Origin of the sequence: Stutzerimonas nosocomialis, assembly GCF_005876855.1 — a bacterium.
In the GTDB taxonomy this organism is placed as follows: domain Bacteria; phylum Pseudomonadota; class Gammaproteobacteria; order Pseudomonadales; family Pseudomonadaceae; genus Stutzerimonas; species Stutzerimonas nosocomialis.
In genome coordinates, this window is record NZ_QLAE01000011.1 from 58,783 (window position 1) to 73,783 (window position 15,001).

11 protein-coding genes are annotated in these 15,001 nt (G+C 64.8%); 4 read left to right on the top strand and 7 right to left on the bottom strand.

The genetic code is table 11. The features are described 5' to 3' along the window. Nucleotides 1-25 precede the first annotated feature (25 nt). Both DN824_RS09195 and DN824_RS09200 read right to left on the bottom strand, forming a co-directional pair. Entirely contained in the window at nucleotides 26-2,383 is a 2,358-nt protein-coding gene (locus DN824_RS09195) for an FdhF/YdeP family oxidoreductase (RefSeq protein WP_138408058.1), read from the bottom strand. Between the two features lie 125 nt (nucleotides 2,384-2,508). Next, nucleotides 2,509-3,003 (bottom strand): tRNA (cytidine(34)-2'-O)-methyltransferase, encoded by a 495-nt coding sequence (locus tag DN824_RS09200; RefSeq protein ID WP_138408059.1) that lies wholly within the window; start codon nucleotides 3,001-3,003, stop codon nucleotides 2,509-2,511. On the opposite strand from DN824_RS09200, the gene DN824_RS09205 reads away from it, so the two are divergent. Further along, nucleotides 3,002-3,442 (top strand): hypothetical protein, encoded by a 441-nt coding sequence (locus tag DN824_RS09205; RefSeq protein WP_138408060.1) that lies wholly within the window; start codon nucleotides 3,002-3,004, stop codon nucleotides 3,440-3,442. The genes DN824_RS09200 and DN824_RS09205 overlap by 2 nt on opposite strands. A 48-nt stretch (nucleotides 3,443-3,490) precedes the next feature. Here the strand turns inward: DN824_RS09205 and ntrC are convergent, their stop codons facing one another. From ntrC to glnA, 5 genes are all read right to left on the bottom strand, one after another. Beyond that, the gene (gene ntrC, locus DN824_RS09210) at nucleotides 3,491-4,927 is read right to left on the bottom strand and encodes a nitrogen regulation protein NR(I) (RefSeq protein ID WP_138408061.1); all 1,437 of its coding nucleotides are present in this window, start codon (nucleotides 4,925-4,927) and stop codon (nucleotides 3,491-3,493) included. After that, a complete protein-coding gene (gene glnL, locus DN824_RS09215) occupies nucleotides 4,924-6,006 on the bottom strand; it encodes a nitrogen regulation protein NR(II) (RefSeq protein ID WP_138408062.1) in 1,083 nt (360 codons plus the stop codon). The genes ntrC and glnL overlap by 4 nt, the downstream gene beginning before the upstream one ends. A 168-nt stretch (nucleotides 6,007-6,174) precedes the next feature. Then, complete coding sequence (locus DN824_RS09220) at nucleotides 6,175-6,798, bottom strand: DUF4124 domain-containing protein (RefSeq protein WP_138408063.1); 624 nt, start codon at nucleotides 6,796-6,798, stop codon at nucleotides 6,175-6,177. 5 nt (nucleotides 6,799-6,803) lie between these two features. Then, nucleotides 6,804-7,373: a DUF4124 domain-containing protein gene (locus DN824_RS09225; RefSeq protein ID WP_138408064.1), complete on the bottom strand. Its 570-nt coding sequence runs from the start codon at nucleotides 7,371-7,373 to the stop codon at nucleotides 6,804-6,806. Nucleotides 7,374-7,527: 154 nt separating this feature from the next. Further along, entirely contained in the window at nucleotides 7,528-8,931 is a 1,404-nt protein-coding gene (glnA, locus tag DN824_RS09230; RefSeq protein WP_138408065.1) for a glutamate--ammonia ligase, read from the bottom strand. Nucleotides 8,932-9,256: 325 nt separating this feature from the next. On the opposite strand from glnA, the gene thiI reads away from it, so the two are divergent. The 3 genes from thiI to DN824_RS09245 all read left to right on the top strand — a co-directional run bounded on the left by thiI (nucleotide 9,257) and on the right by DN824_RS09245 (nucleotide 14,927). Next, nucleotides 9,257-10,744: a tRNA uracil 4-sulfurtransferase ThiI gene (thiI, locus tag DN824_RS09235; RefSeq protein ID WP_138408066.1), complete on the top strand. Its 1,488-nt coding sequence runs from the start codon at nucleotides 9,257-9,259 to the stop codon at nucleotides 10,742-10,744. Nucleotides 10,745-10,868: 124 nt separating this feature from the next. Further along, nucleotides 10,869-12,689 (top strand): translational GTPase TypA, encoded by a 1,821-nt coding sequence (gene typA / locus DN824_RS09240; protein WP_138408067.1) that lies wholly within the window; start codon nucleotides 10,869-10,871, stop codon nucleotides 12,687-12,689. Nucleotides 12,690-13,226: 537 nt separating this feature from the next. Next, nucleotides 13,227-14,927 (top strand): ShlB/FhaC/HecB family hemolysin secretion/activation protein, encoded by a 1,701-nt coding sequence (locus tag DN824_RS09245; protein WP_414718409.1) that lies wholly within the window; start codon nucleotides 13,227-13,229, stop codon nucleotides 14,925-14,927. The last annotated feature ends 74 nt before the right edge of the window (nucleotides 14,928-15,001 follow it).

The window sequence follows — 15,001 nt, forward strand, 5'->3', positions numbered from 1 at the left end:
CGGGGCGGTCGTCGCGGCCCGCGGCTCAGGCTGCCCCGGCCGGCGGCAGCGGTTCGATGGGTACGCTGGTACGGTCGTTCAGGTGCAGCATCTTGCGCAGCCTGACCGGTATCGACTTGGCCGCCGGTACCTTGCTGCGTTCGGCATGGTGCCAGACCGGCAGCAGCGCGTTGCACTCGGGGTAGTAGCCGGCGCAGCAGCCTTCGGGAATGTCGTAAGGCGTCACCCGCAGGGGCGCGACGACACGGTGCACGCCGTCGTCGGTGACCGTGATCGCCTCGACCTTGTCGCCTTCGGCAAGCCCCAGCCGGCCGATGTCGTTGCGGTTCATCATGATCACCGCGCGGGTGCCGTTGATGCCGCGGAAGCGGTCGTTGTAGCCGTAGACGGTGGTGTTGAACTGGTCGTTGCTGCGCAGCGTCATCAGTTGCAGCACGTCGCGCCGTTCATGGCCGCCTTTTTCGGTGTCGGGGTCTTCGCAAAGCGACGGCGGGTTGATGAAGTTCGCCTTGCCGGTCTCGGTGGCCCACTCGCGTTTGCTGACCCCGAGCGGCCGGTGGAAACCGCCCGGCTCCATCATCCGTACGTTGAAGTCGTGGAAGATGTCCGGATAGCTCTCGGCGATGGCATCGCGGATCAGGTTGTAATCGGCGACCCAGGCATCCCAGTCGAGCTTCGGATTCGGCGCCACGGCCGCCTTGGCCAGGCGCGCCACGATCGCGGGTTCGGAGAGCAGCCCGTCGTGGGCTGGCGTGGCCACGCCGCGCCAGGCGCGGATGCAGCCGGTGCTGTCCTCGGTGGTGTTGTACTGCTCGCCGCTGGCCTGCCGGTCGATCTCCGTGCGACCCAGGCACGGCAGGATGTAGCTCACTTCGCTGGTGATCAGGTGGGTGCGATTGAGCTTGGTCGCCACCTGTACCGACAGGCGCATCCGGCGCCAGGCCGGTTCCATCTGCAGCGTGTCGGGAATGGCCCGTACGAAGTTGCCGCCCATCGCGACGAAGCCCTTGATCCGGCCCGCCAGGATGCCTTCGCAGGCCTCGACGGTGTTGACGCCGTCGTCGCTCGGCGGCTCGAAGCCGAACTGGCGACGCAGGTTATCCGCCGGCACCTTCGCCGCCTTCTCGGTGATGCCCACGGTGCGCTGGCCCTGGACATTGGAGTGGCCGCGCACGGGCAGGATGCCGGCGCCTTCCTTGCCCATGTTGCCGCGCAGCAGCAACAGGTTGACTAGCATCTGGATGGTCTGCACGCCGTAGCGGTGCTGGGTCAGGCCCATGCCGTAGGCCGCGATCACCCGTTCGCAGGACGCGTAGCTGCGTGCGGCGGACTCCATCGCGCCGCGGCTCAGCCCCGAACGACGCTCGAGCTGCGGCCAGTCGTAGCCGCGCACGGTGCGTTCGAAGTCCTCGAAACCGTGGGTGTGCTGTTCGATGAAGGCGACGTCGAGTACCCGTGGCGTGCCGGCGGCGATCGCCTGGTCGTCCAGGTCGAACAGCGCCTTGCACATGCCCGCGATGGCGGCGATGTCGCCCCCGATCTGCAGCTGGTGATACTGGGTGCTGATCACCGTCTCCTTCGGCGTGACCATCTCGGCCGGTGACTGCGGATTGGCGAAACGCTCCAGGCCGCGTTCGCGGATCGGGTTGAAGGTGATGATCGGTGCGCCGCGCTCGCGCGCCTCCTGCAACTGGTGGAGCATGCGCGGGCTGGAGGTGCCGGTGTTCTGGCCGAAGAACAGCATGCCGTCCATTTTTTTCATGTCGTGCAGGGTGACGGTCGCCACCGGCACGCCGATGCTTTCGGGCAGCGCCACCGAGGTGCTTTCGTGGCACATGTTCGAGCTGTCGGGCAGGTTGTTGGTGCCATACATACGCGCCAGGACCCCGAACATGTAGGCCGTCTCCAGCGACGCGCGACCGGACATGTAGAAGACCACCTCGTCCGGATCGGCCATCGCCTTGAGTTCGCGACCGATTTCCTCGAATGCCTGGTCCCAGCTGACCGGCTGATAGCGGTCGCTGGCCGCGTCGTAGCGCATGGGATGGGTCAGCCGGCCCTGGCGCTCGAGGTCGAAGTCGGCCCAGTTGAGCAGCTCGGTGACCGGGTGCGCGGCAAAGAACTCCGGCCCGCAACGCTGGCTGGTGTTCTCCCAGGCCGTGGCCTTGGCGCCGTTCTCGCAGAACTCCAGCGGTTTGGCCGGATGCGGTTTGGCCCAGGCGCAGCTGACGCAGGCGAACCCTTCGACCGCCTTGTTCTGCTTGAGCAGCAGCGAGGCGTTCTTCGGCGAGACCTTCTGCCGGATCAGGATATTGGCCACGGAATAGGCGGAGCCCCATCCGCCCGCGGGTGCTGTGTAGGGCTTGAAGTTCGGCTTGCTCACGTCGTTCCCCTGTTCTGGCGCTCGGCGCGCGATGGGTTTCCTTGTTACGACGTGGCCTTCTGTCGATCGTTCAGACGATTCGCCGAGCGGGGCGGCCGGGCAAAGGCCTGATACAAAAGCAGCTGTCAGCGGGTGGGGAAACCGAGCTGCCGCCAGCCTTCGTAGACCGCCACCGCCACGGTGTTGGACAGGTTCAGGCTGCGGCTGTCCGGTTGCATCGGCAGCCGCAGGCGCTGCGACTCGGGAAAGGCGTCGCGGATCTCGGGCGGCAGGCCCCGGCTCTCCGGGCCGAACAGGAAGGCATCGCCGCGCCGGAAGCTCACCTCGTGGAAGGGCTGCGAGCCCTTGGTGGTGAAGGCGAACAACCGGGGGCCGTCCTCCGATGGGACGCTGCCGGGGCGGGGCAGGCCGAGCAGCGCCAGGCAGCTGTCCAGATCCGGATGACGCTGCAGGGGCGCATATTCGTGATAATCCAGCCCGGCGCGGCGCAGGCGCTTGTCGTCCAGTTCGAAGCCCAGCGGCTCGATCAGGTGCAGGCCGCACCCGGTGTTGGCGCAGAGCCTGATAATGTTGCCGGTATTGGGCGGAATCTCCGGCTGGAAGAGGATCACGTGGAACATGCAGGGCACCGATAGGGAAGACGACCGTCATTCTACTGCGCCGGAGGACCCGCGGCCGCGTCTGTGGCGTCGCTTCCTGGCCTCGCTGGCCCTGATCGGCCTGCTGGTGGGGGTGATGATCGGTCGGCTCACGGCGCCCGGGCCGGTGGAGCTGCTGGCGGTCGAACCCTTCGGCGAGGGGGTGCAGCTCTGGTTCAGCCGCGAGCCGCCGCGTCAGGAGCAGCATCTGGAGGGCGCCTTCGCCATGCTCTTCGAGTCGAAGGGGGAGGCGAGCAATGGCCGGCTGGACGGCGCGGCGGGCATCGTCAGCTGGCGGCTGCAGAACACCGAGCGCGGCCTGCTGCTGCACTTCGTCGCCACCCGCCCGTTGCGCGCGACCCTGGACGAAGGCGAGGAGAAGGGGCGCTGGGGCCTGAGGGTTTCCCTCGCGCCGCAATGACGGCGGAAACGAAAAGCCCGGCGGATGCCGGGCTTTTTCGCAGGGTGGTCAGGCGTCGTCGCCTTCCTCGTCGTCGGCCCCGTCGATGCGCATGCCCAGTTCCTTGATCTTGCGGGTCAGGGTGTTGCGCCCCCAGCCGAGCAGGATCGCCGCGTCGCGCCGCCGCCCGGCGGTGTGCTTGAGGGCGGTCTCGATCATGATCCGCTCGAAGGCCGGCACCGCCTCGTCGAGCAGGTTGGACTGGCCGCGCGCCAGGGCCTGATCGGCCCAGTGGCGCAACGCCTGCTCCCAGTTGTTCGCCGGCTGCGCGTCGGCCGGCTGACTGAGCAGTTCCGGCGGCAGGTCGTCGACGTGCACTTCGCGGCCGGAGGCCATCACGGTGATCCAGCGGCAGGTGTTTTCCAGCTGGCGGACGTTGCCCGGCCAGGGCAGGTGGCGCATGTAGTCTTCGGTCTGCGGCTTGAGCAGCTTGGGTTCGACCGACAGCTCCTGGGCGGCGCTGGCGAGGAAGTGCCGGGCCAGCGCCGGGATGTCCTCGCGGCGGTCCGCCAGGCGCGGGATGTGGATGCGGATGACGTTCAGACGATGGAACAGGTCTTCGCGGAACTTGCCCGCCTGCACCAGCCCTTCGAGGTTCTGGTGGGTGGCGGCGATGATGCGCACGTCGACCTTCACCGGCGTGTGCCCGCCGACCCGGTAGAACTCCCCGTCGGCCAGCACGCGCAGCAGGCGGGTCTGGGTGTCGGCCGGCATGTCGCCGATCTCGTCGAGGAACAGGGTGCCACCGTCGGCCTGTTCGAAACGGCCGCGGCGCTGGTTGGCGGCGCCGGTGAAGGCGCCTTTCTCGTGGCCGAACAGCTCCGACTCCATCAGGTCCTTCGGGATCGCGGCCATGTTCAGGGCGATGAAGGGCGATGCGGCGCGCGGGCTGTGACGATGCAGGGCGTGGGCGACCAGCTCCTTGCCGGTGCCCGATTCGCCGTTGATCAGCACCGTGATGTTGGAATGCGACAGGCGTCCGATGGCGCGGAACACCTCCTGCATCGCCGGCGCCTCGCCGATGATCTCGGGGGTGCGGTGCAGGTCGGCGGGCGCCTGGAGGCCCTGCTGTTCCTGGGCGTGCTGGTTGGCGCGCTTGACCAGCGAGACCGCCTCGTCGACGTCGAACGGCTTGGGCAGGTATTCGAAAGCGCCGCCCTGGTAGGAAGCCACCGCGCTGTCGAGGTCCGAATGGGCCGTCATGATGATCACGGGCAGGCGCGGGTAGTGCTCGCGGATCTGCGCCAGCAGGTCGAGGCCGCTGGCGCCCGGCATGCGGATGTCGGAAATGATCACGTCCGGCTGCTGGCGCGCCAGGCGGCCGAGCACGCCGTCGGCGCTGTCGAAGCTCTGGGTGGTCATGCCCTCCTGCTGCAAGGCTTTCTCCAGTACCCAGCGGATGGAGCGGTCGTCATCTACGATCCAGACGGTTTCGCTTCGGCTCATGGGGCGAGGGCTCCTTGTTCGAGCGGCAGGAAGACCGAGAAGGTGGTATGGCCGGGATGGCTCTCACACTCGATCAGACCCTGGTGCTGACTGATGATGTTCTGGGTTATGGCCAGGCCGAGCCCGGTGCCGTCGGGGCGGCCACTGACCATCGGATAGAAGAGGGTGTTCTGCAGCTCGGCCGGGATGCCCGGCCCGTTGTCCTGGATCTCGATGCGGGTCACCAGCCGGTGGCGGATATGGCCGATGGTGAACTGGCGCAGGGTGCGGGTGCGCAGCGTGATGCGGCCGAGCCCCAGGTCGCTCTGGCTGGCCAGCGCCTGCATGGCGTTGCGCACGATGTTGAGCACCGCCTGGATCATCTGCTCGCGATCCATCAGGACTTCGGGAATGCTCGGGTCGTAGTCGCGCACCAAAATGAGGCCACCCTGGCACTCGGCTTCGATCAGGTTGGCGACGCGCTCGAGCACTTCGTGGATGTTGGTCATCGACAGCGACGGCAGTTTGTTCGAACCGAGCATGCGGTCGACCAGGTTACGCAGGCGGTCGGCCTCTTCGATGATCACTTCGGTGTAGTCGCGCAATTGTTCGTCGGGCAGCTCTCGGGCGAGCAGTTGCGCGGCGCCCCGGATGCCACCCAGCGGGTTCTTGATCTCGTGGGCCAGGCCGCGCACCAGCATCTTGGTGGTTTCCTGCTTGGACAGCTGGGCTTCTTCCTTGGTGATGCGCAGCAGTCGGTCGCGGGGATGCACTTCGAGCAGCAGCATGGTTTCCCGGCGGCCGAGAATCGGCGTCACCGCATAGTCCACGGTCAGGCTGTTGCCGTTTCCCGAACTCAGCACCGCCTCGCGCTTGGTGAACGGGTGGGCCTCCTGCACGGCCTGGCGCAGCGCGGCCAGGGCTTCGGGCGACTCGGTGAACAGCTCGCTGATGAACTGACCGTGGCTACGCTGTCCGCTCACCGCCAGCAGCATCTCGGCGGCCGGGTTCATGTACTCCAGGCGCAGCTTGGAGTTGAGCAGCAGCGTCGCCGTGGTGAGATTCTCCAGCAGCAGGCTCTGTAGGGCGTCGTTGATCATGGCTTGTCTGCATTCGGTGGATGAGCATGAAATGCAAGAAGCAAACCAAAGCGCGCCATAGCGGCGCAGGCCTGCGTAGCGCGGCGCCCCTCAAAGCGCGCGCTGAACCAAAATGGTGTTTGAAAGGCGGGAAAGCAAGCAGTTGCACCAATAAAGTGCGGGCGACGATCAGAAAAAGGGCAGGATGCTCATGCCGCCTTTGTCCTTGGGCTTGTCCTTGATCGGACATTCGGGTCGCACGCCGTAATCATCCTTCTTGCAAGGATTGACTATGCGCTTCTGGGCCAGCGAGACGCGCCTCATGTGGAAGGGCTGGTTGGGCGTCTTTTCCAGGATGCGTCCGCCCTGGTCGATGATCTCGACCGAGATGTGGTGGGTGCCGCGATCGATGTTGCTAAGGGCGAAAACCGGGCTGCGGCCGGGCGATCCGCTGACCTGCCCGTCGAGGATCAGGCGGTAGGCATGGCCTTCCTGCAGGGCGGGATCGCTGGTGGCGGTCACGATCAGGTCGCCGGCGTTGTTGTTGATCGTCGCGTCCGGGCTGGGCACCAGAATCCGCAGCAGCCCATAGGGCAGCGCCGGTTCGGGCTTTTTGTCGGCCGCCTGGGGTGGCGGCGAGAGGCGGCGCGTCTGCGGTGCCGGCATGGCGTTGGGCGGCGTCAGTTCGATGACCTTTGCCCCCTTGGTCGGCTGGTCGGTGAAGACCCGATTGCCGTCCTGGTCGATGTAGGTATAGACCTGGGCCAGGGCCAACGGGCTGAACAGCATCAGGCACAGAAGCAGACGACGCATGGGAGTCACGGCCCTTTCTTGGGAGGCGCGGGCGGTGTCGGTTTCGGGCGCAGCGCCGGGCTGCTGGTGTTGACCCGCTGGATGGTGAAGGTCTCCGGCGCGCTCTGCTGGATCGAACGGCCGTCAGCCAGCACCTCGACGGCCAGGCTGTGCTCACCGCGATCGACGTTGACCAGCTGCAGCATCGGCACGTTGCTCGGTTGTCCGTAGGGTTGCCCGTCGAGCAGCAGGCGCAGGCTGTGGCCCGGGCGAAGTGCGGGCTCGAGCGATACGCCGACGCTGAAGGTGCCGTTGTTGGCGCGCAGCGCTTCCTCGTCCGGAATGCCGACCAGCGCCAGCTGCGAGTAGGGCGCGGCGGCCTTGGCCCTCTCGCTGTCCGATGGCAGCGGTGGCGGCGGGGCGGGGGTCTTGATGTCGACGGTATTGGTGGGCGGCAGCTCGACCGACTCCGCGCTCACGCCGTCCGGCGGCTGGTTGGTGAAGACCGTGTTGCCGTTGGCATCCGTGTATTTGTAGATCTGTGCCGCGGCTGGCAGGGCCGCGAGCAGCATCAGGCTGGCGAGCAGGGCGCGCATGTCCGGTCTCCCGTCGAGGTGAGTGGCTAAGATTGCACCGGCACCGTTCGCTGGCAAGCGCAACGACATGGCGGTGTGAGCCCGTGCCCGTTGTCCGGCGCAAACGAAAGAGGCCTCCCGAAGGAGGCCTCTCGTCACGCGTGTGCCGCCGGGATCAGACGCTGTAGTACAGGTCGTATTCGAGCGGGTGTACGAAGGTGCGGACCTTGATTTCCTCGGCCGCCTTCAGCTCGATGTAGGCGTCGATGAACTCGTCGGTGAACACGCCGCCCTTGGTCAGGAACGCGCGGTCGGCGTCCAGGGATTCCAGGGCTTCCTTCAGGCTGCCGCAAACCTGCGGGATGTTGGCCGCTTCTTCCGGCGGCAGGTCGTACAGGTTCTTGTCGGCGGCATCGCCGGGGTGGATCTTGTTCTGGATACCGTCCAGGCCGGCCATCAGCAGGGCAGCGAAGGCCAGGTAGGGGTTGGCAGCCGGATCCGGGAAACGCGCCTCGATGCGGCGGGCCTTCGGGCTCGACACGTACGGGATGCGGATCGAGGCGGAACGGTTACGGGCCGAGTAGGCCAGCATCACCGGTGCTTCGAAGCCCGGGACCAGACGCTTGTAGGAGTTGGTCGACGGGTTGGTGAAGCCGTTCAGCGCCTTGCCGTGCTTGATGATGCCGCCGATGAAGTACAGGGCGGTATCGGACAGGCCGGCATAGCCTTCACCGGCGAAGGTGTTCTTGCCGTCCTTGGAGATCGAGATGTGCACGTGCATGCCCGAGCCGTTGTCGCCATAAAGCGGCTTGGGCATGAAGGTCACGGTCTTGCCGTAGGCGTCGGCGACGTTGTGCACGCAGTACTTGAGGGTCTGGACTTCGTCGGCCTTGGCCACCAGCGTGTTGAACTTCACGCCGATTTCGTTCTGGCCGGCAGTCGCCACTTCATGGTGGTGAACTTCCACGACCAGGCCCATTTCTTCCAGGGCGTTGCACATGGCGGTACGGATTTCGTGGTCGTGATCGACCGGCGGTACCGGGAAGTAGCCGCCCTTGACGCCCGGACGGTGGCCCTTGTTGCCGCCGTCGATGTCGGCATCGGTGTTCCAGGAAGCCTGCTCGGAGAAGATCTTGAACATCGAGCCGGAGATGTCGGACTTGAACTTCACTTCGTCGAAGATGAAGAACTCCGGCTCCGGGCCGACGAATACGGTGTCGCCGATGCCGGTCGACTTGAGGAATTCCTCGGCGCGCTTGGCGATGCCGCGCGGGTCGCGCTCGTAGCCCTGCATGGTCGAAGGCTCGATGATGTCGCAGACCAGGATCAGGGTCGGCTCTTCGGTGAACGGGTCCAGCACCGCGGTGCTGTCGTCCGGCATCAGGATCATGTCGGAGGCTTCGATGCCCTTCCAGCCAGCGATGGAGGAACCGTCGAACATCTTGCCGTGCTCGAAGAAATCGTCGTCGGCGTCGCGAGCCGGCATGGTCACGTGCTGCTGCTTGCCTTTGGTGTCCGTGAAGCGCAGATCAATCCACTTCACATCGTAATCTTTGATCAGTTGAAGCGACTTCGACATGGTTTTCTCCAAGTGGTGGAAGCATGGCAGAGCTTCCGAATCAGGATGAAGCCGGCGGGATGTTCCGCCAAGGCAACCTGCCTCACAAGGGAGCAAATTGCATGCCAGTGCCCAAGGTTGGGTCCGAGCCCGCTAAAACGGGCTGGAACGCGGCAGGCAGCCCCATAAAGGCTCCGCATATGCACTGTATTAGTGCGTAATTCTGCATTTTTGTTCTTAAATGGTGCGTTGCTGACCCGCTGATGAAAGTTGATTAAAGGTTGATCACTTTCCGCTATACTCCGCCCCCCTCTTTTTTCGTCGTGCAGACGCCTTCTGTTTCCCCATGAAGCTGATCGTCAAGGTTTTCCCCGAAATCACCATCAAGAGCCGGCCCGTGCGCAAGCGGTTCATTCGCCAGCTGGCGAAGAACATCCGTGCCGTGCTGCGTGATCTCGATCCCGCGCTCTCGGTGGACGGCGAGTGGGACAACCTCGAGGTGGAAACCGCTGTCACCGAGCCCAGGACGCTGCGCGAGATGATCGAGCGGCTGCGCTGCACGCCGGGCATCGGCCATTTCCTGGAAGTGCACGAATATCCGCTGGGCGACCTCGACGACATCGTCGAGAAGTGCAAGGCGTATTACGCCGACCGTCTGCCCGGCAAGATCTTCGCGGTGCGCTGCAAGCGCGCCGGCAAGCACCCCTTCAGCTCGATGGACGTCGAGCGCCACGTCGGCAGCCAGCTGCGCCAGCAGTGCGGGGCCGCGGGCATCTCGCTCAAGGAGCCCGAGGTGCAGGTGCGCATGGAGATTCGCGACCAGCGCCTGTTCGTCGTTCATCGCCAGCACGACAGCGTCGGCGGCTATCCGCTGGGCGCGCTGGAGCAGACCCTGGTACTGATGTCCGGCGGTTTCGACTCGACCGTGGCGGCCTATCAGATGATGAGCCGCGGCCTGCTGACCCATTTCTGCTTCTTCAACCTGGGCGGGCGCGCCCATGAGCTGGGCGTGATGGAAGTCGCCCACTATCTGTGGAAGAAGTTCGGCAGCTCCCACCGTGTGCTGTTCATCAGCGTGCCGTTCGAGGAAGTGGTCGGCGAGATTCTCGAGAAGGTCGACAACAGCCAGATGGGCGTGGTCCTCAAGCGCATGATGCTGCGCGCCGCGACGCAGGTCGCCGAGCGCCTGCAGATCGACGCGCTGGTCACCGGCGAGGCGATTTCCCAGGTCTCCAGCCAGACGCTGCCCAACCTCTCGGTGATCGACTCGGCGACCGACATGCTGGTGCTGCGTCCGCTGGTCGCCAGCCACAAGCAGGACATCATCGACACCGCGACCGCCATCGGCACGGCCGAATTCGCCCGCCACATGCCCGAGTACTGCGGGGTCATCTCGGTCAATCCGACCACCCGCGCCAAGCGGGCCCGCATCGAATACGAAGAAAAGCAGTTCGACATGGCGATTCTCCAGCATGCGCTGGACAACGCCCGCCAGGTGTCCATCGACCGGGTGATCGACGAACTGGGCAAGGACCTGCCGATCGAGGAAGTGCGCGAAGCGCTGCCCGGGCAGGTGATCCTCGACATTCGTCACCCCGACAGCACCGAGGACGAACCCCTCCAGCTGCCGGGCATCGAAGTACAACCGGTGCCTTTCTACGCGCTCAACAGCCGCTTCAAGGAGCTGGATGAAAACCGCCAGTACCTGCTGTACTGCGATAAAGGTGTCATGAGCCGCCTGCATGCTCATCACCTGGTGAGCGAAGGGCATCAGAACGTGCGGGTCTATCGACCTGCGAGCTCGAAGCCTGAAGCGGGAAGCGGGAAGCCATGAGCAATCGTCCTGCCAATTGCGTCATCATCCGCCGCAAGCAGCCCCCCGATGCTGGCCTTTATATTTCTGTCTTTACTTCTAGCTTTCAGCTTCAAGCTTCCAGCTTTCATTTAGGAAACACACAGTGATCGAGAATCTACGCAACATCGCCATCATCGCCCACGTCGACCATGGCAAGACCACCCTCGTCGACAAGCTGCTCAAGCTGTCCGGCACCCTTGACCGCAAGGAAGCCGAAAGCGAGCGCGTGATGGACTCCAACGACCAGGAAAAGGAACGTGGCATCACCATCCTGGCCAAGAACACCGCGCTGAAGTGGAAGGACTACAGCATCAACATCGTCGACACCCCCGGCCACGCCGACTTCGGTGGCGAGGTGGAGCGCGTGATGAGCATGGTCGACTCCGTGCTGCTGGTGGTCGACGCCCAGGACGGCCCCATGCCGCAGACCCGCTTCGTGACCCAGAAGGCCTTCAAGGCCGGCCTGCGTCCGATCGTGGTGGTGAACAAGATCGACCGTCCCGGCGCGCGCCCTGACTGGGTCATCGACCAGATCTTCGACCTGTTCGACAACCTCGGCGCCACCGACGAGCAGCTCGACTTCCCGATCGTCTACGCCAGCGCCCTGAACGGCATCGCCGGCATGGACCACGAGAAGATGGACGACAACATGGACGCCCTGTTCCAGGCGATCATCGACCACGTCCCGGCACCGGTCGTCGACTCCAACGGCCCGTTCCAGATGCAGATCTCCCAGCTGGACTACAACAGCTTCCTCGGCGTGATCGGCATCGGCCGCATCGCCCGCGGCAAGATCAAATCCAACACCCCGGTGGTCGCCGTCGACGCCAAGGGCAACAAGCGTAACGGCCGCATCCTCAAGATCATGGGTCACCACGGCCTGCAGCGCGTGGAAGTGGCCGAAGCCGAGGCGGGCGACATCGTCTGCGTCAGCGGCATGGACGAGTTGTTCATCTCCGACACCCTGTGCGACCCGCAGGCCGTCGAAGCACTGCCACCGCTGACCGTCGACCAGCCGACCGTGAGCATGACCTTCCAGGTCAACGACTCGCCGTTCGCCGGCAAGGAAGGCAAGTTCGTCACCAGCCGCAACATCAAGGACCGTCTGGAGAAGGAGCTGCTGCACAACGTCGCGCTGCGCGTCGAGCAGGGCGATTCCCCGGAGAAGTTCAAGGTGTCGGGCCGCGGTGAACTGCACCTGTCCGTACTGATAGAGACCATGCGCCGCGAAGGCTTCGAACTGGCCGTGGGCCGTCCGGAAGTGGTCATCATCGAGAACGAGGCCGGCGAGAAACAGGAGCCGTACGAGAACGTCACCATCGACATCGAAGAGCAGCATCAGGGCTCGGTGATGGAGCAGATGGGCCTGCGCAAGGGCGATCTGTCCAACATGATCCCCGACGGCAAGGGCCGCGTGCGCCTGGAGTACACCATCCCGGCGCGCGGCCTGATCGGCTTCCGCAACAACTTTCTGACCCTGACCTCGGGCACCGGCATCCTGACCTCGACCTTCAGCCACTACGGCCCGATCAAGGCCGGCGAAGTGACCAACCGCCAGAACGGCGTGCTGGTCTCGATGGCCACCGGTACCGCGCTGACCTACTCGCTGGAAACCCTGCAGAGCCGCGGCAAGCTGTTCCTCGGCCCTGGCGACGAGATCTACGAAGGCCAGCTGGCCGGCATCAACAGCCGCGACAACGACCTGGTGATCAACCCCACCAAAGGCAAGAAGCTCGACAACATGCGCGCTTCGGGCAAGGACGAAGTCATCGCCCTGGTTCCGCCGATCCGCTTCACCCTGGAGCAGGCGCTGGAATTCATCGCCGACGACGAGCTGGTGGAAGTGACCCCCAAGTCCATCCGCCTGCGCAAGAAGCTGCTCAACGAGAACGACCGCAAGCGCTACGAGCGCGCCAAGGTCTGATCGACGGGTGAATGAGAAAGCCGACCCTGGGGTCGGCTTTTTTGTGTCTGGAGAAATGCTGTCACTGACATGAGGTGAGGCGCAAAGCTCAGCAAGCGAGAGGAACGGGGTCCGGTCTTGTTGAGGTGGTAGGTCACGGGCGTCCGGCCCGTCCTTTACCCAGCAAGGAAAGGGCGTGGTATCTAGACGATCACCGCTCCCTCAGTGGTTGGGCTCGCCATGCGATTTCATTCCTACCAAAGAAGGTGCCTGATATGAGTTCACTCCCAGAGCGATCGGGCCCGCAACGGCCGGGTTTGTGCAAATTCGCTCCCACAGTGAATGGGCCGGCATGCGAGTCTACTTGTCCATAAAGCGCCTACAGCGATCCCAAAAGCGCTCTCTCCCAATAGTTCCCCAGGCACCCGAGCCAATTTCGAAAAATGTGATTCGCTTGGCGCTGCAGGGTGGCTAAGGCGATGCTCGGCCGTTGCCGCTGTCGCGGCATAACGCCATCATTGCGCGCTTTCCCGAATACCAAACCAAGGACTGGTTGCGATGCGCAAGCTGATGTTCGCTGCGGTGCTGTTTTCGTTGTCCGAGGCCGTCTCCGGCCAGGTCGCTCCCGGCACGTTGCCGTCGCCCGGTGAGCGTGACCTCATCCGCGACCGCCAGGAGCGTCTGCTCGAAGAGCAGCGTCGGCGTCTCGAGGAATTGCAGCAGTTGCCGGGCCGCGAACTGCAGCTGGAGCCGACGCAGCCGGTCGAGGATGAGCGCTGCTTCGAGATCCGCACCATCCGCCTCCAGGGCGCCACCCGTCTCTCCGACGCGCAACAGGCGTCGGTGCTGGCTCCGTTCAGCGGCCAGTGCCTGGGTGCGAACCAGCTCAACGCCCTGCTCAAGGCCGTCACCCAGTTCTACATCGACCAGGGCCACGTCACCTCCCGCGCCTACCTGCCGCAGCAGGACATGTCCGATGGCGAGCTGGAGGTGCTGGTTGTCGAAGGCGCCCTGGAAGGGCTCGATTCATCGGCCATCGCCAGTGATCGCGAACTGGCCATGGCCTTTCCCGGCCGCACCGGCCAGATCGTCAACCTGCGTGAGCTGGAGCAACTGGTCGACCAGCTCAACCGTTTGCCGTCCCGTCCGGCGCAACTCGAGCTGCTGCCCGGGGATGAGGTAGGCGGCAGCCGTGTACAGTTGCAGGGCGAGCCACTCAAGCCCTGGCGGGTGAGCTTCAACCGTCACAACAATGGCGAGAAAAGCACCGGCGAACAGCAGTGGGGGCTCGGTCTGGACTGGGACAGCCCGCTGGGCCTGGCCGACCAGCTGAGCCTGCGCGCTGGTGGCGATGCGGTCAGCGACCAGCATCGTCATTCGGCCAACCAGGGGCTGTTCTACACCCTTCCTTATGGCTGGTGGACCTTCAGCTATGGCTACAACCAGAGCTACTACCGTACCCAGAGCGACGGAGGCGGTTTCGTCTTCGAACTCGATGGCGAGAGCAAGAGCCACCAGCTGGGCGCCGAGCGCGTCCTGCACCGCGACAGCCTGAGCAAGACCGCAGTCAACGTCGGCCTGGCCCATCTGCGTACCCGCAACTACATCGAGAACAGCCTGCTGGACGTTTCCAGCCAGCGCCTCTCCGAAATGCAACTGGGCTTCAACCATGGCCGCCGGATCGGTAGCGCCTTCGTCAACCTGGACGTTGGCTGGCTGCACGGCATCGGTGCCTTCGATGCGCAGCGCCGGGGCGATCCGTACCCCGGCGAGCCCGACGCCGGCTATCACAAGTACACCCTCACCCTCAGTGCCATGCTGCCGTTCCAGCTGGGTGGCGAGTCCTTCACCGTCGACACCCTGCTCAACGGCCAGAAGAGCGAAGACGTGCTCTACAGCCCCCAGCGCATCAGCGTCGGCGGCCTCGCCTCGGTGCGCGGCTTCAAGGAGCAGTCGCTCTCCGGCGATACCGGTGGCTACTGGCGCAACCAGGTGCGTTGGCGCCGTGCGATCGGCTGGGCGCCGCTGCGCCCGTTCCTCCAGGAATACGGTCTGGCCTATGCCTATGACGTCGGGGTGATCCACGGCGGGCGCCACAATCCGGACCGCCATGGTCGGCTCTCGGGCCACGCACTGGAGTTGAGCGCCCGTGGTGCGCATGTGGCGACCTCGCTGACCTTCGCGCACTCACTCGAGCGCCCCGATGTGATCACCGAGCGCGAGCGGCCGGTGTATTTCCGCGTCGACCTGTTTTTCTGATACGTCCCGCCACCTGCGGCGGGCCTTGAGCAGTAACGCTTCCTCGAATTCTTGATCTAGCCAAGCCGGAGTCT